The 23881-nt window shown below is 73.5% G+C and carries 21 protein-coding genes; 9 read left to right on the plus strand and 12 right to left on the minus strand.

Annotation, left to right across the window (positions count from 1 at the left end):
- Positions 1-48: 48 nt before the first annotated feature.
- Complete coding sequence (locus HDA32_RS29480) at positions 49-2895, plus strand: bacterial transcriptional activator domain-containing protein (protein ID WP_179646247.1); 2847 nt, start codon at positions 49-51, stop codon at positions 2893-2895.
- A 432-nt stretch (positions 2896-3327) separates the two neighbouring features.
- Here HDA32_RS29480 and HDA32_RS29485 read toward each other — a convergent pair whose 3' ends face one another.
- The 10 genes from HDA32_RS29485 to HDA32_RS29530 all read right to left on the minus strand — a co-directional run bounded on the left by HDA32_RS29485 (position 3328) and on the right by HDA32_RS29530 (position 13918).
- Complete coding sequence (locus HDA32_RS29485) at positions 3328-4260, minus strand: dihydrodipicolinate synthase family protein (protein WP_179646248.1); 933 nt, start codon at positions 4258-4260, stop codon at positions 3328-3330.
- Positions 4261-4343: 83 nt separating this feature from the next.
- Entirely contained in the window at positions 4344-5519 is a 1176-nt protein-coding gene (gene larC, locus HDA32_RS29490; protein ID WP_179646249.1) for a nickel pincer cofactor biosynthesis protein LarC, read from the minus strand.
- Positions 5516-6235, minus strand: a complete 720-nt coding sequence (larB, locus tag HDA32_RS29495; protein ID WP_179646250.1) for a nickel pincer cofactor biosynthesis protein LarB — start codon at positions 6233-6235, stop codon at positions 5516-5518. Before larB ends, larC begins: the two co-directional genes overlap by 4 nt.
- A 4-nt stretch (positions 6236-6239) precedes the next feature.
- Positions 6240-7100 carry an ATP-dependent sacrificial sulfur transferase LarE gene (gene larE / locus HDA32_RS29500; protein WP_218882650.1) on the minus strand — a complete coding sequence of 287 codons (861 nt, stop codon included), beginning with the start codon at positions 7098-7100 and terminating at the stop codon, positions 6240-6242.
- Positions 7097-8284, minus strand: coding sequence for an Ldh family oxidoreductase (locus HDA32_RS29505; protein WP_246335349.1), 1188 nt, complete (start codon positions 8282-8284; stop codon positions 7097-7099). The genes larE and HDA32_RS29505 overlap by 4 nt, the downstream gene beginning before the upstream one ends.
- Before the next feature lie 283 nt (positions 8285-8567).
- Positions 8568-9824, minus strand: coding sequence for a nickel pincer cofactor-dependent isomerase, group 22 (locus HDA32_RS29510; protein ID WP_179646252.1), 1257 nt, complete (start codon positions 9822-9824; stop codon positions 8568-8570).
- Positions 9821-11341, minus strand: a complete 1521-nt coding sequence (locus HDA32_RS29515; protein WP_179646253.1) for a tripartite tricarboxylate transporter permease — start codon at positions 11339-11341, stop codon at positions 9821-9823. The genes HDA32_RS29510 and HDA32_RS29515 overlap by 4 nt, the downstream gene beginning before the upstream one ends.
- Positions 11342-11350: 9 nt before the next feature.
- Positions 11351-11878, minus strand: a complete 528-nt coding sequence (locus HDA32_RS29520) for a tripartite tricarboxylate transporter TctB family protein (protein WP_179646254.1) — start codon at positions 11876-11878, stop codon at positions 11351-11353.
- A 172-nt stretch (positions 11879-12050) separates the two neighbouring features.
- On the minus strand, positions 12051-13064 hold the full coding sequence (locus HDA32_RS29525) for a tripartite tricarboxylate transporter substrate binding protein (RefSeq protein ID WP_179646255.1): 1014 nt from the start codon (positions 13062-13064) through the stop codon (positions 12051-12053).
- A gap of 143 nt (positions 13065-13207) precedes the next feature.
- Entirely contained in the window at positions 13208-13918 is a 711-nt protein-coding gene (locus HDA32_RS29530) for a GntR family transcriptional regulator (RefSeq protein WP_179646256.1), read from the minus strand.
- 146 nt (positions 13919-14064) lie between these two features.
- Between HDA32_RS29530 and HDA32_RS29535 the strand changes: the two genes are divergently transcribed.
- Positions 14065-15234 (plus strand): mandelate racemase/muconate lactonizing enzyme family protein, encoded by a 1170-nt coding sequence (locus HDA32_RS29535; protein ID WP_179646257.1) that lies wholly within the window; start codon positions 14065-14067, stop codon positions 15232-15234.
- 126 nt (positions 15235-15360) lie between these two features.
- Here HDA32_RS29535 and HDA32_RS31645 read toward each other — a convergent pair whose 3' ends face one another.
- Complete coding sequence (locus tag HDA32_RS31645) at positions 15361-15486, minus strand: hypothetical protein (RefSeq protein WP_281370420.1); 126 nt, start codon at positions 15484-15486, stop codon at positions 15361-15363.
- Between HDA32_RS31645 and HDA32_RS29540 the strand changes: the two genes are divergently transcribed.
- Complete coding sequence (locus HDA32_RS29540; RefSeq protein WP_218882651.1) at positions 15485-16234, plus strand: SDR family oxidoreductase; 750 nt, start codon at positions 15485-15487, stop codon at positions 16232-16234. The two genes, HDA32_RS31645 and HDA32_RS29540, sit on opposite strands and share 2 nt — an antisense overlap.
- A gap of 221 nt (positions 16235-16455) precedes the next feature.
- Complete coding sequence (locus HDA32_RS29545; protein WP_179646259.1) at positions 16456-17307, plus strand: fumarylacetoacetate hydrolase family protein; 852 nt, start codon at positions 16456-16458, stop codon at positions 17305-17307.
- A gap of 134 nt (positions 17308-17441) precedes the next feature.
- Here the strand turns inward: HDA32_RS29545 and HDA32_RS29550 are convergent, their stop codons facing one another.
- Entirely contained in the window at positions 17442-18308 is an 867-nt protein-coding gene (locus HDA32_RS29550) for an IclR family transcriptional regulator (protein ID WP_179646260.1), read from the minus strand.
- Between the two features lie 91 nt (positions 18309-18399).
- Between HDA32_RS29550 and HDA32_RS29555 the strand changes: the two genes are divergently transcribed.
- From HDA32_RS29555 to HDA32_RS29575, 5 genes are all read left to right on the plus strand, one after another.
- Entirely contained in the window at positions 18400-19614 is a 1215-nt protein-coding gene (locus tag HDA32_RS29555) for a CaiB/BaiF CoA transferase family protein (protein ID WP_179646261.1), read from the plus strand.
- Between the two features lie 6 nt (positions 19615-19620).
- A complete protein-coding gene (locus HDA32_RS29560; protein ID WP_179646262.1) occupies positions 19621-20403 on the plus strand; it encodes an enoyl-CoA hydratase-related protein in 783 nt (260 codons plus the stop codon).
- 86 nt (positions 20404-20489) lie between these two features.
- Positions 20490-21467, plus strand: a complete 978-nt coding sequence (locus tag HDA32_RS29565) for a Bug family tripartite tricarboxylate transporter substrate binding protein (RefSeq protein ID WP_179646263.1) — start codon at positions 20490-20492, stop codon at positions 21465-21467.
- Positions 21467-22039 (plus strand): tripartite tricarboxylate transporter TctB family protein, encoded by a 573-nt coding sequence (locus tag HDA32_RS29570; RefSeq protein WP_179646264.1) that lies wholly within the window; start codon positions 21467-21469, stop codon positions 22037-22039. The genes HDA32_RS29565 and HDA32_RS29570 overlap by 1 nt, the downstream gene beginning before the upstream one ends.
- A gap of 180 nt (positions 22040-22219) precedes the next feature.
- Complete coding sequence (locus tag HDA32_RS29575; RefSeq protein ID WP_179646265.1) at positions 22220-23773, plus strand: tripartite tricarboxylate transporter permease; 1554 nt, start codon at positions 22220-22222, stop codon at positions 23771-23773.
- Positions 23774-23881: the final 108 nt, after the last annotated feature.

Consider the following 23881-nt stretch of genomic DNA (forward strand, 5'->3'; position numbering starts at 1 on the left):
ACGGCGGGCGGCCGTCCGCATCGTCCCCGGCACCTTCCAGGAATGGCCATGACCACAGCACCCGAGCGTCCGCGCGCGCGCCGAAGCGCGGGCGACCTTCTGCGCGCAGGCGCGGCACTGTCCGTACTGGCCGCGCTCCTGATCGGCGTTCCCTGGGCGCTTCCGGCCCTCACCGGCCCGCTCCTGCCCGCGGGCGTCCCGGCCGGGGACGCCGTGGCCGCGGCCCTGACGTCGCCGGACGCCGGCGCCCTCGTCCGGCTGCTCCCCGTACTCGCGGCCTGGGCGGCCTGGGCGGCCTTCACCGCGTGCGTCGCCGCCGAGATCGCCGCGCAGGCGCGCAACCGGCCCACGCCGCGCCTCCCCGGGCTGCGGTGGGGGCAGGTCGCGGCGGCCAAGCTGGTCCCCGCCGTCGCGGTCGGCCTCGGCAGGGGCGCCGGCCTGGCCGACGTCGTCCCCGCCTCGGAGGCCATCCTGGCCGCGACACCGGTCGAGGCCGCCGCGACCGGAGCGCGCACCGGCGCCCCCGCTGCCGCGGCCGACGCGGGGGAGCCGGCCGACGACCCCGGGACCTACACGACCCGGCGGCACGACACCTACATCGGCATCGCCCAGGAGCAGCTCGGCGACCGCGCCCGCTACTCCGAGATCATCGACCTCAACGTCGGCAGGGAGATGCCCGACGGCACGGTCCTCACCGGCGAGGAGTTCCTCGAACCGGGCTGGCCGCTGCTGCTGCCCACCGACGACCGGGACGAGGACGACCCGGCGGAGGAGGGCGACGAGGACGGCGACCCGGACGGGGCCGAACCGCCCGCCCCCGACGGCGCCCGGCGGACCGGCGCCGGCGCTCCCGCCCCCGCGTCCCCCGCCGCAGCGGGGACGGGCGCGAACGCGGCGCCCGACCGCCGCGGGAACAGGAGGAGGCGCACCGAGCCGACCGGGGAAAAGACCGACCAGGCCGTTCCGGCCGTGAAGGTCGCCGGCTACAGCGCGCCGCTCGCCGTCGGGCTCCTGGGCCTCCTCGACGCGCGGAGGCTGCTCCAGCAGCGGCGCCGCCGCCCCGGCCACCGCATCGTCCAGCCCACCGACGACGCGCTCGTCGCCGCGGAGGAGACCATGCGCCACGCCGCCGACCCGGCGGGCGTCGGCCTGCTCGACCAGGCCCTGCGCTCCCTCGCCGCCCGGGCGGCGAGGACCGGGCGTCCGCTGCCCCCGCTGCTGGGCGCGCGCGTCACCCCGCGCGACTGCGAGCTCCTGCTCGCCGCCGAGGACGAGGACGAGACCGGGGCCGAGCCCCTGGCCCCGTTCCAGGCGGTGGACGGCTGCACCTGGCGGCTCGACCCGGGCGACGAGGCGCTCCTCGGGCGGGGGGAGGCCGCCGCCGTGCCGGGCCCCTGCCCCGGCCTGGTCACCCTGGGCCGCGACGCCGCGGGCGCGCACCTGTTCGTCGACCTCACCCGGGCGGCCGCCGTCAACCTGACCGGTGCGCCGGAGCACGTCCGCGAAGTGCTGACCGCCCTGGCGCTGGAGCTCGCCGCATCGGCGTGGGCCGGGCGCATCGGCGTCACCGCCGTCGGCTTCGGCGACGAACTGCCCGCCCTCCTGCGCACCGACCGGCCCGACCGGCTGCGCCACACCGGCACCGTCAGCGCCTGCCTGGACCGGATCGAACTCCTCGCCCGCGACCTCCACGACGGCGCCGAGCAGGGGGAGGAGCGCCCGACCGAGATCATCCTCTCCGCCCGGCCGATCGCCCGCGGGGACCTGCGGCGCCTGCGCGACATCGCCTCGGCAGCGCCCGACCTGCCACTCGGCATCGTCGCCGCAGCGGGCGACGACCGGCACCTGCCCACCGACTGGACGCTCGACGCGGCCCCCGAGGCGGTGGTGACGCTGCCCGGGACCGAACGGACCGTCCTGCTGCAGCGCATGACGGCCGAGCAGAGCGACCAGGTGGCCGCGGTGCTCGGCGCCGCGGCCCGGACCCGCAGCGCCCCGGCCGAGGGGTGGGAGGCGGTCCCGCCCGAGCCCGACGGCGCCGACGCCGACGCCGAAGAGGAGCGTCCGCACGACCCCGCCGACCCGGCGGACCCGGAGGAGGAGCGGACCGACCCCGGCGAACCGGCTCCCCCGCTCCCCGCGCTCGCCGACCCCGCCGCGCCCTGCATCCGCATCCTCGGCCCCATCGGCATCACGGGCGTCGACACCCGCAAGCTCGAAGCCGGCAAGCGCCGGGCCCTCGTCGAGCTCGCCTGCCTGCTCAAGCTCAAGCCCGGCCGGACCCCCGACCAGATCTCCCGGACCCTGGGCGGGCCGCGCGGGCCGTGGTCGGCCTCCACCCGCGCCGCCGGCCTCAGCCGGCTGCGCTCGTGGCTCGGCCGCGACGGGGACGAGCGCCCGTACTTCCCCAACCTCACCGGCGGCGTCTACGCCCTGGCCGACACCATCGGCTGCGACTGGACCGACTTCCAGGCGCTCGCCCGCTACGGTGTCGACAACGCCGGTCCGGCCGGTACCGCGGCCCTCCACCAGGCCCTCGACCTGGTTCGCGGCGCGCCGTTCGCCGATGCGGCCCCCGAGCGCTACGCCTGGGCCGAACCGCTCAAACCGGCGATCACCGCCGCGGTCGCCGACGTCGCCCACGTCCTCGCGACCCGCCACACGGCCCGCGGCGAGTTCGACGCCGCCCGCGAGGTCCTGACCGCGGCGCTGGAGAACGATCCGGCCGCTGAACTCCTGCACCGCGACCTCGTCCGCCTCGAACACCGGGCCGGCGACCCCGGGGCCGTCGACCGCGCGGTCCAGGGGCTCACCGCGGCCCTCGACCGGCTCGCCCTGGCCCCTGACCCGGAGACCCGGCGCCTCGTGGAGCGGCTCCGCCCCAGGTGGGGGTGAAGGAGGCCTGGCCATCGGGGGTCTCGAGACCTCGGCCTCAGGGGGTTTCTAAGGCCCACTCCAGGCCGGAGCAGGCGTGCGGGTGGGCCGTTCTCTCGCGTGGCCGAAGGTCCCTGAAAGAAATCGACCACCCGCGCGCGAAGCAGTCCCGCCGCCTTCGGTCCAGACCTCCCGTGGTCGGTGTTTCAAGCGCTTGACGGCCGGGGCGGGTGGGCACGGCGGCCCGTGCTTTCACCGCGTGCCGAAACCGCGGTCGCGTCCTGGTGCGCACGGTGTCGGCGTGAGTCGCGCGGCGCCGGGGCGATCCCTCGGGGGTCTTCGGCCACGCGAGAGGATCGCCTGGTCACCGCGGAGCTCCGGTCTGGGGCCGAGGTTTCACGCCCCGGAGCGAGGACGCCATGAACGTCGATGCGCGCCCATGGCGAAGCGCCGCTATCCGTCCATGCGGGCGCGGGGGTCCTTGGCGGCCAGGCGGGAGAGCAGCAGGTCGACCTCGCCGCGCGCGGCCGCGGACAGCGAGCCCGCCGGGGCGCGCTGGGCCTCGGAGGCGAGGATGCCCCGGCGCATGAAGACGTACTTGCGCACCGCCAATCCCACCCCCGGCTGCTGCTCGTAGCGCAGCAGCGGGAGGTGGGCGTCGAAGAGGTCGTGCGCGGCGTTCCGCTCGCCCCGGGCGGCCAGCTCGACGAGTTCGACCAGCATGTCGGGGAAGCAGTACCCGGTCATGGCGCCGTCGGCGCCGCGCTCGGTCTCGAAGTCCAGGAACAGGCCGCCGTTGCCGCACAGGATGGACAGCCGCCGCATGGAGCCGTCGGCCTCGAAGCCGCGCAGCGCGGAGATCTTCTCCAGGCCGGGCCAGTCCTCGTGCTTGAGCATGACGCAGCCGGGGTTCTCGGCGACGATCGCCCGGATCACCTTCGGCGCCATCACGACCGAGAAGGTCAGGGGGTAGTCCTGGATGACGAAGGGCACGTCGGGGCCGATCGCCTTCGCCGCGTTGCGGTAGTAGCCGATGATCTGGTCGTCGGTCCGCAGCGAGGCGGGCGGCGCGATCATGACGCCGGCGGCACCGGCGTCCATGACGGCGTCGGACAGGGCGCGCATCGCGGCGAAGCCGGGCGCCGAGACGCCCACGACGACCGGCACGCCGGCCCGGGAGATCACCCTGGAGGCCACGGCCAGCGCCTCGGAGTGCTCCAGCTTGGGCGCCTCGCCGAGCTGGCCCAGCACGGTGATGCCGGTGACGCCCGACTCCAGGTAGAAGTCGGTGAGCCGGTCGAGCGACTTCTCGTCGACCGCGCCGTCGTCGTGGAACGGGGTCGGCGCGATCGCGTACACGCCGCGCGCGTCGTTGCTGATCTTCACGGGTCTCCTCCCGGTGGTGCCTCGCGGTGCTTCGTTCGTGTGTCGGGGGCTGGGGCTTCGCCGGTTCCGTCTCGCCCGGCCGGTCACCGACCGGGCTCGGGCGGCAGCGCCCGCAGCGCGCGCTCGGCGACCTCGCGGAGCGGGACGCCGAGCGCCTTCGCGGCCCTGACGGCGTCGTCGTGCTCGGGTTTGGCGCGCCACGGGCCGTGCTTGACGCGGATCTCGCAGCCGTCGAGGACGACCGTCGTCGTGCGCCTGGGGAGCGCGACCCTGCCCGTGGGCGTGCGGCGCGCGCCCAGGCTGCCGCTCTCGCGCAGCAGCAGCGCCTCCAGTTCGGGCACCCGCTCCGGTCGGCACAGCACGTGCACGGTGTGGGCGGGGCGGCCCTTCTTCATGACGATGGGCGCCACCCACGCGTCGGCCGCGCCGGCCTCCAGCGCGCGCTCGACGACGTGGCCGAGCGTCTCGCCGGTGGCGTCGTCCACATTGGTCTCCAGAACCACGTACCGCTCCTCGGCGGTCGGGCCGTGCCCCGCGTGCCCCGCGCCGATGCGCTCGCCGAGCGTGGCCTGGAGGACGTTGGGCCGGTCGGGGAGTGTCCGGTCGCCCGCGCCGTACCCGGTGCCGTGCAGCAGCATCGGCGGTGGCGGACCGTACTCCGCGGCCGTGGCCGCCAGGAGCGCCGCCCCGGTCGGGGTGACGGTCTCGGCCTCGATCTCCTCACCCGTCACCGGCACCCCGCGCAGCAGGGCCAGCGTCGCCGGCGCCGGGGCGGGCAGCCGGCCGTGCGCGGTGCCGATCGTGGTCCGGCCCAGGACGAGGGGCGCGGAGACGACCTCGTCGACGCCGAGCAGGTGCAGCGCCGCCGCGACCCCGACGGTGTCGACCACGGTGTCGAGGCCGCCGATCTCGTGCAGGTGCACCTCCTCGGGCTCGGCGCCGTGCAGCCGCGCCTCCACCCGCGCGATCGACGCGATCGCCTCGGCGGCGATCCGGGCGACGGGTTCGGGCCGGGCCAGCTCGGCGCGCTCGATGAGTTCCCCGGCCCGCCGGGACGTCGCCGCATCCTCGACGCGCACGTCGGCCTTTGTCGCGGCGATCCCCTCCTTCTGCACGCGCCGCGCCTCCAACCGCCACCCGGTCAGGCCCGTGGCCTCGATCGACGCGGTGACGTCGGCGACGGGTGCGCCCAGGTCGATCAGGGCGCCGAGCAGCATGTCGCCCGAGATCCCGGCGAAGGGGTGCAGCCACAGGATCACGGCCGGCTCCTCTCCATGGCCGCGCACAGCCGGTGCGCCGCCATCGCGGCGCCGAACCCGGAGTCGATGTTGACGACGGTGAGCCCGGCCGCGCACGAGCTCAACATGGCGAGCAGGGCCGTGACACCCTCCAGTCCGGCCCCGTAGCCGGTCGACGTCGGCACGGCGATGACCGGCTGGGCCACGAGGCCGCCGACGACGCTGGCCAGCGCGCCCTCCATGCCCGCGACCACGATCACCGCGTCGTGCTCGCCCACCTGGTCGACGCAGTCGAGGAGCCGGTGCAGGCCGGCCACCCCGACGTCGCGGTGGAGGTCGACGCGCAGGCCGACGGCGCGGGCCACGGCGGCGGCCTCGGCCGCCACCGGCCCGTCGGAGGTCCCCGCCGTCAGCACGGCCAGCCGGAACGGCCGCCGCGCCGACCGGCGCCAGGACAGCAGCCGGGCTTCGGGGTCGTAGTCGCCGTGCGGGTGCTCCCGCAGCACCGTGCGGGCGGTCACCTCATCGGCGCGCGTGACGAGGACCGGCCCCTCGCCGTGGGCGAGCAGCTCGGCCACGATCGCGGTGACCTCCTCGGGCCGCTTGCCCGGCGCGTACACGCACTCCGCCACGCCCTGCCGCGACTCCCGCTGCGTGTCGACGCGGGCGAAGCCCAGGTCGACGAACCCTTCTCCGGGACCGGGGCCGGGAGCCTGTCCGTTGCGGTTCGGGTCCATCCGCTCATCCCTCCGTCGGCCGGCCGGTCCCGACCAGCGGGAGCAGGGCGTTCAACCGGCCGGTCGCGAAGCCCGCCAGATCCAGGGAGCAGAAGGTGAAGCCGCAGGAGCGCACGGCCGGGTCGATCCGGTGGCGCAGCTCCACGGCGCGCGCGGCCTCGGCGTCGGGCACCTCGATCCGCGCGACGGTCCCGCCGGAGTGCGCGCGCACCCGCACGGTGGCGAAGCCGAGCGCCCGCACGGCCTCCTCGGCGGCCTCGACCCGCGCCAGCACCTCGGGCGTGACGGACTCGCCGTAGGCGACGCGCGAGGCCAGGCAGGGCGCGGCCGGCTTCTCGGCCGTCCGCAGGCCCAGGCGCGCGCTCGCTTCGCGGACCATCCGCTTGGTGAATCCGGCGTCGGCCAGCGGGGTGATGACACCGCGCAGCGCGGCCGCCCGCTGCCCCGGGCGGTGGTCGCCGAGGTCGTCGAGGTTGGTCCCCACGGCCACCGAGGCGTCCAGCAGGCCGGCCAGCGGCCCCACGGCGTCGAACAGCGCCGACTTGCAGTGGAAGCACCGGTCGCCGCCGTTGGCGACGTACTCCGGGCGGGTCCCCTCGTCGGTGCAGACCTCCAGGTGTCGGATCCGGTGCTCGGCGGCGAACTCCCGGGCCGCGCGGCGCTCCGCGGCGGCGAGGCTGGGGGAGACGGCCGTGACGGCCAGCGCGCCGGGTCCGAGCGCGTCGGCCGCCGCGAACGCGAGCAGGGCCGAGTCCGCTCCGCCCGAGAACGCCACGACGACCCTGTGCTCCCCGGCGAGCCGCTCGCGCAGCCGTGCGAGCGCGCCGCCCGCGTCGTCCACCGTGTCGTTCATCGCGTCGCTCACCGCGCGGCCCCCCTCTCCCGGTCGGACGCGCTCCCGCGGTCGGGACCGCCCGGCGGGCGGGCGCCGTCGAGCGCGTCGACGCTGGAGCGCGCGACGCCGAGCCCCGAGGCGACCTCGCGCAGCTCCGCGCGCACCTCGGCGGAGAGCGGGATCCCGTGCTCGCGGCGCAGCGCCTCGCGCTCGGCCTCCGGCTCGCCCGGCAGGTACACCCGGTCGTGGCCCTCGGCCGCGGGCAGCGCCTTCAACTCGTCGGCCAGCCCGGCCACCCGCGCGGTGAACTCCTCGGGCGGGACGAAGACGCCGGGCCGCAGCGCCAGGAAGAAGTGCCCGATCCCCTGCGCGCGGTCGGGGTTGTCGTAGAGCGGCGGGATGTGCGGGCCGTGGTGGGCGCCGGAGAGCAGCGACGACAGGACGTCCACGAGCAGCGCCAGCCCGGACCCCTTGGCCCCGCCCAGGGGCAGCATGGTGCCCCGCAGCGCCGAGGCGGGGTCGTGCGTCGGGCGGCCCTCGGAGTCGAGCGCCCAGCCCAGCGGGATCCGCTCGCCGTTCTTGCCGGCGAGAATGATCTTGCCCTTGGCGACGTGGCTGGTCGCCATGTCGAAGACGATGTCGGGGCGCCCGGCGGGCGTGGGGACCGCGTAGGAGAGCGGGTTGGTCCCGAAGAAGGCCTCCTTGGCGCCCCAGGGGGCCATGGCGGGCGGGGCGCTGGTGGTCGCGAAGCCGATGAGCCCCTCCCGCGCGGCCATGCCGGTGTAGTGGGCGAGCATCCCGCAGTGGTTGGAGTTGCGCACGCTCGCCATCCCGATCCCGGTCTCCGCGGCCTTGCCGACGGCGGCCCGCATCGCCTGCTCGGCCGCCACGATCCCGGAGCCGTTGTCGGCGTCCAGCAGCGCGCTCACCGGGGTCTCGGTGAGCGTCCGATGCCGGGGGCGGGGATTGACCAGCCCCTGCCGGAGCCGGGTGACGTAGATGGCGGTCCGGCTGACGCCGTGGGAGTCGACGCCCCTGAGGTCGGCCAGCACGAGGTGGCCGGCGACCGCCCGGGCGTCCTGCTCGGACAGCCCCGCGGCGACGAAGATCCGCCGGACCAGCTCCTCCAGCCCGGCGGGCTCGACACCCGGCAGTGCGTCGGCCGCCGCAGTCCCGGCCCCGGCGGCCGCTCCTCGTTCCCGTCCGACCGACATGCTCACACTCGCTTTCCTGGATTTCTCACTCTGAATTTCAATCTTGGCCATAGGGGTCTTCGACCTCGGCCGTAGGAGGATTCGCGGTGACTGGGCGATCCTCTCGCGTGGCCGCCAGGCCCCCATAGGGATCGCCCCGGCGCCGCGCCACCCACGCCGCCACCGTGCGTGCCAGACCGGAACCACGGTGTCGGCCCGTACCGAAAGCGGCCTCGGGCGGACCTCACCGGCCCCCTGGGGCCGAGGTCGCGACTCAAGTCCGAGATCGATGAGAGTGCGCCCATCACGGGAGCAGCCTTCCGGCCGCGTCGAAGGCCGGGCCCGGGCGCCGGTCCGTGACCTCGATCTCCTCCACCGCGGCCACCTCGGGCAGCACCGCCTCCGACACCCAGAGGGAGTCGAGGCTGAGGGTGTTGTCGATGACCGCCATGCGGACGTCGGCCTCCCGCTGCGGCCGCAGCATCTGCCCCATCGCGTCCAGCAGGGCCGCGTCGTCGGGGAACGCCATCGGTACGGCGGCCCGCTGCGGACCGCCGCTGGTCAGGCAGTTCAGGTAGGTCGCCGATCGGTCGATCGCGCGCACCAGGCGCTCGGTGGTGAAGTCGGCGAGCCCCACCCCGGTCGCGTTGCCGTGCGAGTCCTCGGCCAGGTCGAGGACGCCGAGGCAGCGGACGCGCGGCCGCTCGGGCTCGGGCATCCCCTCCAGGCGCAGCCGCCCGATCACGTTGGTGTCCATGCCGCAGCCGCTGTAGGCCTTGCCCATCTCGCGGACGACGAGCGCGTCGAGGTCGTCGACCGGGAGGCGGGGCAGCAGCGCGCGCGCCCTTTCCAGGAGTCGGGACTCCCGCTCCGCGATGTCGTCGGCCGCCATCGCCTCGACGGCGGCCAGGCGCTCGTAGGGGTCCTGGACCAGCCCGAGCCCGCCGATGACCGGGAGCCGGTCCAGGACCACGGCGCCGATCGCCTCGATGGCCGCCACCATGTTCGACCAGCCGAGCCGGTGCACCATGGCGGCGCCGCGCGCGCGGCCGGAGCCGACCGTCAGCATCTTCAGCAGGCCGCTCTCGTGCGGGCCGTGGAACGAGGTGTGCGGCTTGATCCGGTTGACGGCGATGACCGCGTCGGCCGCCGCGGCCTCTTCGGCGAAGAACACGGGCAGGCCGGGCAGCGGGGCGCCGGTCTCCCCGAGCTCCACGACCCGGTCGGAGCAGCTCACGGGTGCGCCCACCGCGTCCTCGGTGATGCCGAGGCCGGCGAGCACGTCGCGCTGCCCCTCCGGCGTGCCGCCGCCGTGGCTGCCCATCGCGGAGAACAGGAACGGGTGGCCGCCGGCGTCGGCCACCGCCCGGACGGTCGCGCGCAGGACGCCGACGACGCCGTCGATCCCCCGGCTGCCCGCCGTGATCGCCACGCGCGCCCCGGCGGGCGTGCCGCACCGCCGCAGCAGCGCCGACACCTCGTCGTAGGCCCGCGCCCGCGGATCGGGCAGGGCCGCCGAAGGCAGGTTCCGGCGGATCCGGCACATGGGGACGTTCCTCACGCCCTGACCTCCTCGGACTCGGGGATGCGCCGGCGCAGCCGCCGCGCCAGCACCGGGGTCAGCAGGGAGATCAGGATCAGGGCCATGAGCACCACGGACAGCGGCCGGGACAGGTAGTAGGCCAGCACGTCGCCCTGGGCCATCACCACCGACTGGCGCAGCCCCTTCTCCGCGATGGCGCCGAGGATGAGCCCCAGGACCACCGGCGCCGGCGGCACGCCGACCTTGCGCAGCAGGTATCCCGCGGCCCCGAAGAACAGCATCACCCAGACGTCGGCGACGCTGTTGTTGACCGCGTAGGTGCCCACTACGCACAGCGCGACGATGACGGGCACCAGGACGCGCATCGGCACCCGCGTGGCGTGCACGAAGTACCTGGCCCCGGCGATCGCGATCACGCCCATGAGGATGTTGGCGAGCAGGAAGCCGAGCATGATCGCGTAGGTGATGTCGGCCTGATCGGTGAACAGGCCGCCGCCGGGCTGCATCCCGTGGATGAGGAGGCCGCCGAGGATCACCGCCGTCGCCGAGCCGCCCGGGATGCCCAGGGTGAGCAGCGGGATCATCGCCCCGCCGGTGACCGCGTTGTTGGCGCTCTCCGCCGCGGCCACGCCCTTGATCGAGCCCTTGCCGAACTCCTCCTTGTCGGCGCCGCGGGAGAACCGCTTGGCCTCGTTGTAGCCGACCCACGAGCCGATGTCGCCGCCGGCGCCCGGCAGGATGCCGACGAAGACGCCGATGCCGGAGGAGCGCAGGACCGTGCCGCCGATCCGCTTCAGCTCCCGCAGCGTGGGCAGCGCCCGGCCCCGCAGGGCCTCGGCCATCGCGGAGGGGCCGCCGTCCCGGCCCTCGGCGATCACCAGCACCTGGGAGAGCGAGAACAGGCCGATCAGTGCGGGCACCAGCTCGATCCCCGACTGCAGCGACGTCGTCCCGAAGGTGAAGCGCGGGTATCCCGTCAGGATGTCGATCCCGACCGTCGCCGTCAGCAGCCCGAGGGTTCCGGCGGCGAACCCCTTCAGCAGGGAGCCGGCCGAGAGGCTGCCGATGATCAGCAGTCCGAAGACCGCGATCAGGAAGTACTCGGAGGCGGAGAAGGCGAGGGAGATCTCGGCCAGGGGCGGGGCGACCAGCAGCAGCGCGAAGGCGCTGACCAGCCCGCCGATCATCGACGCGATCGCCGAGACGGCCAGGGCCTTCGCGCCCTTGCCCTGGCGGGTCATCTGGTAGCCGTCGAGGGCGGTGGCCGCACCGGCCGGGGTGCCCGGCGTGTTGATCAGGATGGCCGAGACGGAGCCGCCGTAGGTGGCGGCGGCGTAGATGCTCACCAGCATCGAGATGCCGGCGACCGGGTCCATCCCGAAGGTGATCGGCACGAGCAGGGCGATCCCCATCGTCCCGCTCAGGCCGGGGAGCGCGCCGATCACGATGCCGCCGACGACCCCGGCGACGATCGCGAACAGGACCTCGGGGGTGAAGAGGTTGGCCAGCGCGGCCATGAGCAGTGTCGAGTCCATGTCAGCCCCCTACTCGAACAGCAGACCGGTGGGCAGCGGGACGTTGAGCTCGTAGGCGAACAGCAGGTGGATGAAGGCGATGAGGCCGACCACCACGCCCGCGAACACCCGCCAGTCGCGCACCCCGCCGAACCAGAGGTGGCCGAGCAGGTACAGGGCCGTCGCGGGCAGGAAGCCGATCACCTCCAGCAGCCCCACGTACACCACGACGACGCCCAGGGTCAGCGCCGGGCGGCGCAGGACGCCGCGCTCCCATTCGCCCTGCTCGGACGGTGCGGCGCCGTCGTCGTCCCGCGCGGGCGCGGCGCCGTCCCCGGCCGCGGGCGCGGAGCCCGAGCGGATCCCGCGCACCGCGATCGCGACGCCGAGCACTGCGAGCAGCGCGAGCACGGCGCGGGGCCAGGCCGCGGCCTGCGCCGAGAGTTCGAAGGTGTAGACGAGGAAGAAGGCGGCGATGGCCGTCAGGACCAGGCCGAGGATCGTGTCGGGGGTGGGCGACCGCAGTGGGCGCGGCCGGGTCGTCGATTCGGTCGACATGGCTGGGTCAGCTCCTCACATCGGCCCCGTGGCTGCGGGCCGGAAGCGGGCGGCGGATCGTGGCCGGATGGATCGGGGACCGGCGTCCCCGGGTCCGGCCGTCCCGGGCGGGACAGCGGGAGGCCGACGTTCGGGTCGTCCGGTGCGTCGGCGGGCGCGGCGGGCGCGGCGGTCAGAGCCCTTCGGGGCCCCAGATGTACTTCTCGCCGAGGCGGCGGGTGAACGCGTCGTCCTCCTCGAGCATCTCGGCGTACTCCTCGGGCGCGCGGTAGTCGACCTCCAGGCCCTGCGCGCCGAGCTGCTCGATGTGCTCGGGGTTGTCGATCGCCCTGCGGCAGGCCGCGCTCAGCTTCTCGGTGACCGTCGGGTCCAGGCCCGCCGGTCCCGCGATGCCCCGGGAGGACCACGACTCGACGCCGCCGAAGCCGGCCTCGGCCAGCGTCGGCACGTCCGGCAGGTAGGGGGAGCGCTGCTCGCCGTCCTTCATCACCGCGATCACCCTGACCTTGCCGTCCTGGTGGTGGGACATGAGTTCGCCGACGTTGGCGAAGACCGCGTCGGTGTTGCGCCCGAGCAGGTCGGAGAGGCTGTCGGAGGAACCCTCGTTGTGCAGGACGTCGAACCTCGCCTCGTAGCGGTCGCTCAGGGCGAGGGAGGCGAAGTGGTCGTCGCTGCCCACCCCGGTCGACGTGACGACCAGCGGGTTCTCAGTGGCGTGGCGGATGAACCCGCCGATGTCGTCGAACCGGTCGTCGTCGGGGTGGACCGCGACGGCCCCGTAGTCGGTGACCTGGTTGGCGATCGGGGTGAACGAGTCGAGTCCCAGGTCCTGGCGGCCCAGCCGCGGGTCGAGGTAGCCGGTCATGAAGTTCGGGGAGTTGATGAACCCGAGCGTGTAGCCGTTCGGATCGGCGCGGGCGATCTCGTTCCAGCCGGCCCAACCGCCGCCGCCGGGGCGGTTGACGATCTGGATCTCGCCGCCCAGTTCCTCCTCCAGGTAGGGCTGCAGGATCCGGGCGCCCACGTCGGTCCCGCCGCCGGGCGCGTAGGCGATGATCATCTGAATGGGGCGCTCCGGGTACTTCCCCGCGCCGCCCGCCGACCCGCAGCCGGTGAGGAGGCCCCCTCCGGCCGCGGCCCCGGCGAGGCCGAGTCCGCCGATCCGCAGGAACCGCCGGCGGTTCATCGCCGGGGGTCCCGATTCCGCTTTCGTCCGTTTTTCGGGCACGCCAAATCTCGCCTCCTTGGGGAAAGGCACGCCTCTTCTGGGAGCCGTGCGAAAGGCGGCGCGTTCAGCGGGAGAGGGCCGGGCCGCAGCCCGGTGCCGGGCTAGTCGTTCCCGTCGTTCCCGGTCCGCTCCTGCTGCTGCGCGAGGAATTTGATCATCGTGGCCTCACCGGCTTCGAGATGGCCGATGAGCGCCGCGCGGGCCGCCGCGAGGTCCTTTCTTCCGATGGCGCCGCAGACGTCCTTGTGCTCGTCGACGACTTCCGTCATCCGGCCCTCGTATCCGGGGGCCAGGTAGTGCCGGATCCGGTTGATCTGCTTCTCGTTGACCGCGTAGAAGCGGGTCAGCCTGGAGTTCCCGGCCAGGGCGACGATGCGCTTGTGGAAGGCGTGGTCGCGCGCGAGGTACTCCTCGTAGGGCCCCGGCGGTCCCGGCGCGGGGGCCGCGTCGAAGAACCCGGCGAGTTCGTCGACGACCTCCTCGTCCCAGGTCTCGGCCAGGTGCTCCAGGCCCAGCGGCTCCAGCAGCCGCCGCACCTGGTAGAGCTCCCGAACGTCGTCGAGGTCGAAGCCGGCGACGGAGTACCTGCCCCGCACGCGCACCACGAGGCCGGCGGCCTCCAGGCTCTGCATCGCGTCGCGGATGGGCGTCCGGCTGACGCCGAGCGCCTCCGAGAGCTGCCGGTCCACCAGCGGTGTGCCCGGCGGCAGCTCGCAGCGCACGATCGCGCCCTCGATCGCCTCGTAGGCGGTCTCGCTCATCCGCAGGTTCTTCAGTGGCCCGTGTGCACGCATCGGGGCTAGCGCGTCCATGTGATGCACGGTACATTGCGTTCCGGATACCAACAAGGGCATTTGGAATACCAAATTCCAAAAGAGGTCGCCGGATGGGGAGGGGGAAGTCCCCGGCACCGCGTCCGAAGATCAGCCGCTGACCAGGCGATACGGAGGAAATGCCGATGTCCGATCACGGGTCCGGCGGTCACGGGGCCGCCACGGTCTCGACCGTCGAAGCGCGCGTGGCCAGGGTGCCGTTGGAGCAGGCGACGTCGTTCGCCACGCGCCAGGTGACCGCCAGGGACTACGTCCTCGTCACCGTCACCGGTGACGACGGCGTGCGGGGCCACGGCTTCTGCTACGCCGGCAGCAGTGGCGGGGAGGTGGTCCGCGCCGCCGTCACCGAACTGCTCGCCGCCGCCGTGGTGGGCCGGGACCCGTTCCTGGTGGAGCGGATCTGGCAGGACATGTACCAGGAGGCGCTGCTGCACGGCCGCACGGGTTCGGTCATGCGGGCGCTGAGCGCCCTCGACATCGCCCTGTGGGACCGCAACGCCCGCGCCGTCGGCCTGCCGCTGCACCGCCTGCTCGGCGGGTTCCACGCCGAGACCGTTCCCGCCTACGCCAGCGGCGGCTACTACCTGGAGGGCAAGACGCCCGAGGACCTGGGCGAGGAGCTGGCCGGCTACGTCAAGAGCGGGTTCCGCGCCGTGAAGATGAAGGTCGGGCGGCTGTCACCGGCCGAGGAGGAGGCGCGGGTGGCCGCGGCGCGCGCCGCGGTCGGCGACGACGTCCTGCTCATGCTCGACGCCAACAACGCCTGGTCCGACCTGCCCGGCGCGCTCAGGGCCGTCGAACGCCTCGCGCCCTACGACCCGTACTGGATCGAGGAGCCCTTCAGCCCCGACGACATCGACAACCACGCGCGCCTGGCGCGCTCCACCCGCGTGCCGGTGGCCACGGGCGAGATCGAGGCCGGGCGCTGGCGGCACAAGGAGCTGCTGCAGCGGGAGGCCGCGGCGATCCTGCAGACCGACGCCGCCGTCTGCGGCGGGATCACCGAGTTCAGGAGGATCGCCGCGACCGCGTCGGCCCACGGCGTCCCGGTGGCCCCGCACTGGTTCCACGACCTGCACGCCCACCTGGTCGCGGCCACCCCCAACTGCACGTTCGTCGAGTTCTTCCCCGATGACCGGGTCCTCAACTTCCGCGCGCTCATCGACACCCAGCTCGCCGTGCGCGACGGCGAGCTGGTGCTGCCGCGCACCCCCGGGCTCGGGTTCGGGTTCGACCCCGAGGCCGTGGAGCGCTACACGGTGCCCGGGACACCGGCCGCCGTCAGCGCCGCCTGACCGATGTTCGACGACCGGATTCGCGCAGGGGGTCGGCCGTCGCAGTGCGCGCAGCGCACCGGCGGCACAGCGGATCCAGCGCGGATCCGGCCCTGAAAGTCCCACGTCGCCCCGCGAACGCAGCGGTCACAACCCGATGAGGGCTTTTTCGGCGACGACGAGGACGACGAGGACGAGAGAGAGGACCACGATGGTGAACGCCGCCAACGCCGCCAACGCCGCCAACACCGCCCGCCGGTCGGCGGTCGTCATGGCCGGCACCCGCGGGCTGGGACTGGCCTGCGCCGGCGAACTGCTGCGGACCGGACACGCGGTGACCGTCTGCGGCCGCGACCCCGAACGGCTGGACGCGGCGGTGACCGAACTGGGCGGGCTGGGGCCCGTCACCGGCGAACGCGCCGACGTCGCCGCAGCCGAGGACGTCGACCGGCTGGTCAACGGGGCCGTCGACCGGTTCGGCGGCCTCGACGTCCTGGTCGTGAACGCCGGCGGGCCGCCGGCCGGCGACTTCGGCGACGTGGACATGGACGACTGGGACACCGCCTACGCGCTGACGCTGCGCAGCGCGGTGACCGCCATCCGGGCGGCGGTCCCCGCCATGCGAAGGGGCGGCTTCGGCCGCGTCCTGGTCATCGGCTCGTCGAGCGTGCGCCGCCCCCTGGGCGGGCTCGTGCTGTCCAACGTGTTCCGCCCCGCCCTCGCGGGGCTGGTGAAGTCGCTGGCCACCGACCTGGCGCCGGACGGGATCACCGTCAACATGGTCTCCCCCGGCCGGATCGACACCGAGCGCGTGCGCCTGCTCGACGAGCGCAGGGCCGACCGCGAGGGCGGCACCGCCGAAGCGGTCCGCAGCGCCTCGGAGGCGGCGATCCCCGCGGGCCGCTACGGCCGACCGGAGGAGCTGGCCGCCATGGTCGGCTTCCTCGCCGGCGAGCAGGCCGGCTACGTCACCGGCCAGAGCCTCCTGGTCGACGGCGGCCTCGTCCCGACCCTGCCCTAGCGGTATTTCGACACGTTTATCACCGTAGATTTCGAACCTGAGTTTCAACCCTTGACCATTGGGGGTCGTGAAGGCCGGCCCCAGGAGGGAGGGCGTGCGGGTGGGCGATCCTCTCGTGCGGCCGAAGGCCCCCACAGGGATCGCCCAGTCACCGCGGACTCCGACCTTGAGCTGAGATCACAGACCCCTTTGGACCTGAGTTGGACCTGAGAAGGAGAACCATGTACCTCGCGACCATCAAGGGCGCTGACGGTGAGACGCCCGTCGCCGTCGACGAGAAGCGCGGCATGGCCGCGGTCCGGGACCTGTTCCCGGACGCGCCCGCCACCACGATGGGGATCATCGAGCACGTGCCGGAGCGGGACTTCGCCGCCGCGGTCCGCTCCGCGCCCGACGCGGCGTTCGCCCCCGTGGGCGACGCGGTCTTCGGCGCGCCCTACCGCCGGCCGCGCAAGATCTGGGGCATCGGCCTCAACTACGTCGAGCACGCCTCCGACCTCACCGAGTCCGTCCCGGAGGAGCCCGCCTCCTTCATGAAGGGCGACCACACCGTCATCGGGCCGGGCGATCCCATCCCCCTCCCGCGGCAGAGCGAGCGGGTGACCGCCGAGGCCGAGCTCGGGCTGGTGATCGGCAGCGAGTGCCGCGACGCCGCCGAGGAGGACGCGTTGGAGCACGTCTGGGGCGTGTGCACCGTCCTCGACCAGACAGCGGAGGACATCCTCGCCCGCAACCCGCGCTTCCTCACCCGGAGCAAGAACTTCCCCGGTTTCTTCTCCTTCGGGCCGGCGATCGTTCCCCTCTCCGAGGCGCTGGCGCAGGCGGGGAGGATCGCCGACCTCACGGTCACGACCCTGATCAACGGCGCGGAGCACCGCACCAACACGGTGGCGCACATGCGCTACTCGCCGGCGTTCCTGGTGGGGTTCCACAGTCAGGTCATGCCGCTGTTCCCCGGCGACATCCTCTCCACCGGCACCCCCGGCGCCGTCCCGCTCAAGCCGGGCGACGTCGCAGGCTGCCGCATCCCCGGCGTCGGGGAACTGGCCAACCCCGTGGTCCAGGGATCCTGAGCGGACTTTGACCGCCGCGTTCGCGGGGCGAGGTGGGATTTTCAGGGTCCGGATCCGCTGTGCCGCCTGCGCTGCGCGCACTGCGGCAGCCGACCCCCTCTGCGAACCGATGGTCGAACATCAGTGAGGCGGTCTCACACCGGCCATGCGGACTGCGCGCGCCGGGCCACGGCCTCGCGCGCGCAGCCCAGCACCTCCGACACCGACCAGGCGACCCGCCGCACCTGCGGCCCCATCTCCCGCATGCGCTCCGTGGGCATCCGCGCCTCCGGGGCGCTGACGCTGATGCTGCCCACCACGCCGCCCTCGTGGTCGAAGACGGGGGCGGCCACGGTGCGGATGCCCGGCGTGCGTTCGGAGAAGGACAGTGCGTACCCCTCGCCGCGCACCTCCTCCAGCTCCGACCGCAGCCGCTCCGGGTCGGTGATGGTCGTCGGCGTCACGGGATCGATCGGCCCGGCCAGGACGCGCTCGGCCGCCGCGGGGTCCAGGAAGGCGAGCATGGCCTTGCCCGGCGCGCCGTAGACCAGGGGGATCGGCACCCCCAGTTCGGTGTAGGTGCGGCGCAGCGCGTGGTGGCTCTCGACCTGGTCGACCACTGCGCGTTCGTTGCCCGGCAGCAGCTCGTGCAGCCCGACGGTCTCGTCGACGAGCGCGCGCAGCTCGCGCATCGCGCCCAGGGCCGCGTCGCGCAGGGTGGTGGGGAAGGCCCCGCTCCTGGCGAGCTGGACGAGCAGCGGCCCCAGGGCGTACTGACGCTGCCGCGTCTGCCGGACCAGCCCGTTGTGCTGCATCGACGCGAGGATGCGGTGGGTCGTGCTGGTCGACAGCCCGGTGGCGCGGGCGAGGTCGCTGATGCCCATCTCGGGCCTGCGTGGACTGAAGCACCGCAGGATCAGCACGGCGCGGTCGATCGACTGCACCCTCGACCGCGCGGCGGCCCCTTCCCGAGGTTCCTGGCGCGCGCCGCGCGCGGTTCCGCGTTCCGTTTTCTCGCTCATCTTCTCCCGACCCATTGACGGTGCCGTCTCGTCAATCGTATTTTCCTAATATACAGGATGTTATCCCACATTACGGGAAGTTGGTGTGCGGATGAAGCCGCTCGACGGATTCCGGGTCCTCGACCTCACCCGTTTCCTCTCCGGTCCCTACTGCACGATGGTGCTCGCCGAGTTGGGGGCCGACGTCGTCAAGGTGGAGCAGCCCGGGACCGGCGACGACTCGCGCCGACTGGCACCGAAGGTCAACGGGGAGAGCTACCCGTTCGGGATGCCCAACCGGAGCAAGCGCAGCGTGTCGCTGGACCTCAAGGACCCGCGGGGCAGGGACGCCTTCCTGCGCATGGCCGCCCGGGCCGACCTGGTCATCGAGAACTTCCGGCCGGGCGTGGTCGGGCGGCTCGGGATCGACTACGAATCCGTCCGCGAGGTCAACCCGGCCGTCCTGTACTGCTCCATCAGCGGGTTCGGCCAGACCGGTCCCTACCGCGACCGCCCGGGCTTCGACATCATGGCGCAGGGCGCGGTCGGCCTCCTGCGCATGACCGGCCACCCCGACGGCCGCCCCGCCAAGGTCGGGATCGCCGTCAACGACATCGCCGCGGGGGCGACGGCGATCTACTCGATCCTGGCCGCCGAGCTCAAGCGCCGCGCGACCCGCGAGGGCGAGTACATCGACATCTCGCTCGTCGACGCCGGCCTGGCCTGGACGGTGTGGGAGTCGGGCGCCTACTTCGGCAGCGGCGAGGCGCCCGCGCCCACCGGCACCCGCCACCGGCGCTCCACCCCCTACCAGGCCTACCGGACCGCCGACGGCTACGTCACGATCGGGGCCAACAACGACCGCCTGTGGCGCCGGCTCGTCCTGGACGCCCTGGACCGGCCCGCCTGGCTGGACGACGACCGGTTCGCCACGCTCCAGGCCCGCATGGACCACATCGACGAGCTCGAATCCGAGATCGAGGCGATCACGACGACCCGACCGACCGCCGAATGGATCGAGGTCCTGGACAAGGCCGGCGTGCCCGGCGGACCGGTCCTCACCTACGAGGAGGCGCTCGCCGACCCGCACGTCATCGCCAGGGGGATGATCACAGAGGTCGAGCACCCGATCATCGGGCCGATGCGCACCATCGCCCCGCCGGCCAAGTTCGGCTCCCTGGAGTTCGACGTCCGGGGCCCCGCGCCCTGGCTCGGCCAGCACACCAGCGACGTCCTCGCCGACGCGGGCCTGAGCGGTGAGGAGATCGCGTCGCTCTACGCCGACGGCGTCGCATTCGACGAACACCCCGAAATGCACGGGAGGTAGGCACCCATGTCCGATGATCTTCAGGTCGAGCGCTCGGGCTCCGTGGCGACGCTGACGCTCAACCGGCCGGAGAGCCGCAACGCCATCCGGTTGGAGATGTACCGCGACCTCCCCGCGATCCTGCGCGGCATCGACGAGGACCCGCTGGTCAAGGTCCTGGTCGTGCGAGGCGCGGGTACGAAGGCCTTCGCGGCGGGCGCCGACATCAGCGAGTTCCGCGACGTTCGGGCCGACGCCGAGAGCGCGCGCTCCTACAACGAGCAGGTGGCCGCAGCGGAGCACGCGCTGGAGGACATGGCCAAACCGACCGTCGCCATGGTGCACGGGTACTGCGTCGGCGGAGGGTGCGGCCTGGCGTTAGCGTGCGACCTGCGGTTCTGCGACACCGCCGCGCGGTTCGCCATCACCCCCGCCAAGCTCGGCCTCGTCTACAGCCTCGAATCCACCAGGCGCCTGGTGGACCTCGTGGGGCCGGCGCAGGCGAAGTGGATCCTGTTCTCGGGCGGGCAGGTCGACGCCGGGCACGCGCTGCGCACAGGGCTGGCCGACGTGGTCGCCGAGCCCGATGAGCTGGCCGAGCAGACCTACGGCTTCGCCGAACTCGTGGGCACCCGCGCCCAGTTCAGCGTCCGCGCGGCCAAGGAGATCGTCCGCCGCATCGTCGCCGGGCAGCGCGCCGACGACGAGGAGACCACGGACCTGCGCAACTCCTCGTTCGACACCGAGGACTACGCCGAAGGCGTGCGCGCCTTCCTCGAGAAGCGCCCGCCCCGCTTCACCTGGTCGTGACGCGCCCGTCCGGGCGCACCCGGCCCTTTTCCGCACCTCCCACGACGAGCTCACCACGCGCACCGTGCGGCCGAGGAGGCAATGCAATGCCGAAGAAACGACGACTGCTGGCGGCAGTGACGCTGCTCGCCACCGTGACCGCCTGCGGCGCGGGAACGTCGGTGCAGGAGAACCCCGACGACTACCCGAGCCGCGAACTCGACTGGACGATCGCCTTCGGCCCCGGGGGCGGCAACGACATCATGGCCAGGACCATGGTCGACATCCTCAACCAGCACGAGCTCTACCCGCAGGACATCGCCGTGGAGAACCGCGAGGGCGGCAGCGGGGCCACCGGGTGGGGGCACCTCCTCAGCAACGCCGGGGACCCCTACGTCATCTCCACGACGTCCGGTTCCTTCATCACCACCCCGCTGCAGGCCGAGACCGGGTGGACCTACGCCGACTTCACCCACGTCGGCCTGTTCGCCACCGACGACTGCCTGTTCCTGACCCCGGGGTCCGACGGCGCCGAGACCTGGGACGCCTGGGTCGAGCACGCCGAGGACGCCGGCACCGTCGCTGTGGGCGGCATCGGCACCGTCAACGTCGACTTCATCGTGCAGGCCGCACTGGCCGACCAGGCCGGATACGAGATCGAGTACGTGCCCTTCAACGACGAAGGGCAACTGCAGACGGCGATGTCCTCCGGCGCGGTCGACGCCATCGTCTCCAACCCGGGGTCGATCATGGGCCAGGTCGAGAGCGGCGACGTCAACGCCCTGCTCTTCACCGGGCAGCAGCGGCTCGACGCCCTGCCCGACGTGCCGACCGGGAAGGAGCTCGGCTACGAGGGGCTGGTCTCGATGCCCCGCGGGCTGATCCTGCCGCCCGACGCCCCCGACCACGCGCGCGACTGGTGGATCGAGACGATGCGGCAGGTCGTCGAGACCGACGAGTGGCAGGAGTACCTGGACAAGAACCACCTCACCGAGGACGTCCGGTGGGGCGACGACTTCACCGCCTACCTGGAGACCACCGGGACCGAGTTCGAGAAGGCGCTGCGGGAGCAGGGGGCCATCTGATGGCGAAGACATCCGCCACCTGGGTGCGCATCCCGTTCCAGCGCACGGCTCCGGAGGACCGGGACGCCGGCGGGGCGGCCGGCGGCGGGCGCGCGGCGGGCGCCCGCCCCCGGGTCTCCGGGGCGACCGTCTTCTACCTCGTCCTCGCCCTGGTCCTGGGCGCCTACACGGTCATGGCGTTCGGGATGGAGTGGCGCACGGCCGCCGGGCGGGTGGGCCCCGGGTTCTTCCCGCGGGTCCTCGGCCTCCTCGGCCTCGCCATCTGCCTGCTCGCCGCGGTGGGCAGCGCGCTGCCCAAGACCGCGGCCCGCACGCCCGCGGAGGCGGAGCGGCGCCACCCCTGGACGGTCGTCGCCGTGTGCCTGGCGCTGGCGGCGTTCGTCACCGTGCTGGTCCCGGTGGGCGCGGTCGTCACGGGATCGCTCTTCCTGATCGCGGTGCTGATGCTGTGCGACCGGGGGCACCCGGTGCGCGCGGTCGTCCTTGGAGCGGTGTTCCCCGCGGCGCTGTACGCGGTGTTCGTCCTCTGGCTCAACGCCCCCCTGCCATCCGGCCTGCTCCCCCTCTTCTAGCGAAGCCGGCGAACCCCCACCGATGTTCGGCGGCCGCGTTCGCACAGGGGGTCGGTCGGCGCAGTGCGCGCAGCGCCGGCGGCATGGCAGATCCGAGCCCTGGAAACCCCACCTCATCCCACTCCACCTCACCCCGCGAATGCGGCGGTCGAAGTTCGATCAGAGCCCACGGAGCCCGCCATGGACATTTTCGGCAACCTGGTGAACGGCATCGCCGGCGTGCTCACCCCCACGAACCTGCTGTTCCTCTGCGTCGGCGTGCTCGTGGGGATGTTCGTCGGCGCCATCCCCGGCCTCGGGCCGTCGGCGGGGCTGGCGATCCTGCTCCCGCTGACGTTCGGCCTGGACCCGACCACCGCGATCATCATGCTGGCGGCCGTCTACTACGGCGCGATGTACGGCGGGACGATCACGTCGGTGCTGATCAACACCCCGGGCGACTCGGCGAGCGTGCCGGCGACCCTGGAGGGCTATCCGCTCGCCCGCCAAGGGCGCGCCGGCCCTGCCCTGATCATCGCGGCGGTCGGCTCCTTCGTCGCCGGGACGATCGCCGTCGTCATCCTGACGATCGCGGCCCCGCTGATGGCCGGGCTGGCCTCGTCGTTCGGGCCGCCCGAGCTCTTCCTGCTCATCGTCATCGGCCTGCTCACCCTCGTCGTCCTCGTCGGCAGGAACTGGCTGCGCGGCCTGCTGTCGGTCGTGCTCGGGTTCGCCATCGGCACGGTGGGGATCGACGTCGGCGGCGGCCAGCAGCGCTACACGTTCGGCTCGACCGAGCTCATCAACGGCGTCGACTTCATTCCGGTGGCCATCGGCCTGTTCGGCCTCGGTGAGATCCTGTGGACGCTGTACCGCGGCGGGCACAGGGAGGGCGCCGCCGACATCACCCTGAGCCGCCGCTCGGGCCCCTTCTGGCCGACCAGGCAGGAGTGGCGCGAGTCGCGCGGGCCGATCCTGCGCGGCACCCCGCTCGGCTTCGTGCTCGGCGTGATCCCCGGCGCCGGCGCGACGGTGGCGTCGCTGATCTCCTACAGCATGGAGAAGGGGCTGTCCAAGCGTCCCGACCGGTTCGGCAAGGGCGCCATGGAGGGGCTGGCCGGGCCCGAGGCCGCCAACAACTCGGCGTCCACGGGCGCGATGGTTCCGCTGCTGACGCTGGGCATCCCCGGCTCGGCCTCCACGGCGGTGCTGCTGGGCGGCTTCCTGATGTGGGGGCTGCAGCCGGGGCCGCTGCTGATGCGCGACAACCCCGACTTCGCCTGGGGGCTGATCGCCAGCATGTATCTCGGCAACGTGATGCTGCTGGTGGTGAACATCTTCTGCATCCCGCTGTTCGCATCCGTCACCAGGGTGCCCTTCCGCACGCTGGCCCCGCTGATCATCGTCCTCTGCGCGTTCGGCACCTTCGCGGTCAACGCCAGCGTCGTCGAGGTCGGCATCATGTTCGTCTGCGGCGTCCTCGGCTTCTTCATGCGCATGTACGGACTGTCCCCGGCGGCCACGGTGATCGCCCTGGTCCTGGGGCCGATCGCCGAGGAGACCCTGCGCCAGAGCCTGCTGGTCTCCGGCGGCGGATTGGGGATCTTCCTGGAGCGCACCCCCTCGCTCATCCTGCTCGCGATCATGGCCCTGCTCCTGGCCGCCCCGGCCATCGGCCCGGCGTCCAAACGCGCCTTCACCCGCCTGTCCCCGTCCCTCCGGAAGAAGGACTCCCAGGAGGCGACGCGCGACTGAGCGCCGGAGCGTCCCGGAGGCGAGGTGCCCCACCGGCTCTTCGCCTCCGCCCCTCCGGCCGCGGTGTGTGACGCGTTCGGCTCCGCCGGCGCGTCACTTCCGCGAAAC

Source organism: Spinactinospora alkalitolerans, assembly GCF_013408795.1.
Taxonomy (GTDB): domain Bacteria; phylum Actinomycetota; class Actinomycetes; order Streptosporangiales; family Streptosporangiaceae; genus Spinactinospora; species Spinactinospora alkalitolerans.

Coding starts and splice junctions, on each gene's coding strand:
- HDA32_RS29505 (WP_246335349.1), bottom strand. CDS start 8,284: ATGTCGGTCGGACGGGAACGAGGAGCGGCCGCCGGGGCCGGGACTGCG.
- larB (WP_179646250.1), bottom strand. CDS start 6,235: ATGGACCCGAACCGCAACGGACAGGCTCCCGGCCCCGGTCCCGGAGAA.
- HDA32_RS29570 (WP_179646264.1), top strand. CDS start 21,467: ATGGCGAAGACATCCGCCACCTGGGTGCGCATCCCGTTCCAGCGCACG.
- HDA32_RS29515 (WP_179646253.1), bottom strand. CDS start 11,341: ATGGACTCGACACTGCTCATGGCCGCGCTGGCCAACCTCTTCACCCCC.
- HDA32_RS29525 (WP_179646255.1), bottom strand. CDS start 13,064: ATGAACCGCCGGCGGTTCCTGCGGATCGGCGGACTCGGCCTCGCCGGG.
- HDA32_RS29480 (WP_179646247.1), top strand. CDS start 49: ATGACCACAGCACCCGAGCGTCCGCGCGCGCGCCGAAGCGCGGGCGAC.
- HDA32_RS31645 (WP_281370420.1), bottom strand. CDS start 15,486: ATGACGACCGCCGACCGGCGGGCGGTGTTGGCGGCGTTGGCGGCGTTG.
- HDA32_RS29575 (WP_179646265.1), top strand. CDS start 22,220: ATGGACATTTTCGGCAACCTGGTGAACGGCATCGCCGGCGTGCTCACC.
- HDA32_RS29520 (WP_179646254.1), bottom strand. CDS start 11,878: ATGTCGACCGAATCGACGACCCGGCCGCGCCCACTGCGGTCGCCCACC.
- HDA32_RS29540 (WP_218882651.1), top strand. CDS start 15,485: ATGGCCGGCACCCGCGGGCTGGGACTGGCCTGCGCCGGCGAACTGCTG.
- HDA32_RS29535 (WP_179646257.1), top strand. CDS start 14,065: ATGTCCGATCACGGGTCCGGCGGTCACGGGGCCGCCACGGTCTCGACC.
- HDA32_RS29560 (WP_179646262.1), top strand. CDS start 19,621: ATGTCCGATGATCTTCAGGTCGAGCGCTCGGGCTCCGTGGCGACGCTG.
- HDA32_RS29545 (WP_179646259.1), top strand. CDS start 16,456: ATGTACCTCGCGACCATCAAGGGCGCTGACGGTGAGACGCCCGTCGCC.
- HDA32_RS29530 (WP_179646256.1), bottom strand. CDS start 13,918: ATGGACGCGCTAGCCCCGATGCGTGCACACGGGCCACTGAAGAACCTG.
- HDA32_RS29565 (WP_179646263.1), top strand. CDS start 20,490: ATGCCGAAGAAACGACGACTGCTGGCGGCAGTGACGCTGCTCGCCACC.
- HDA32_RS29555 (WP_179646261.1), top strand. CDS start 18,400: ATGAAGCCGCTCGACGGATTCCGGGTCCTCGACCTCACCCGTTTCCTC.
- HDA32_RS29550 (WP_179646260.1), bottom strand. CDS start 18,308: ATGAGCGAGAAAACGGAACGCGGAACCGCGCGCGGCGCGCGCCAGGAA.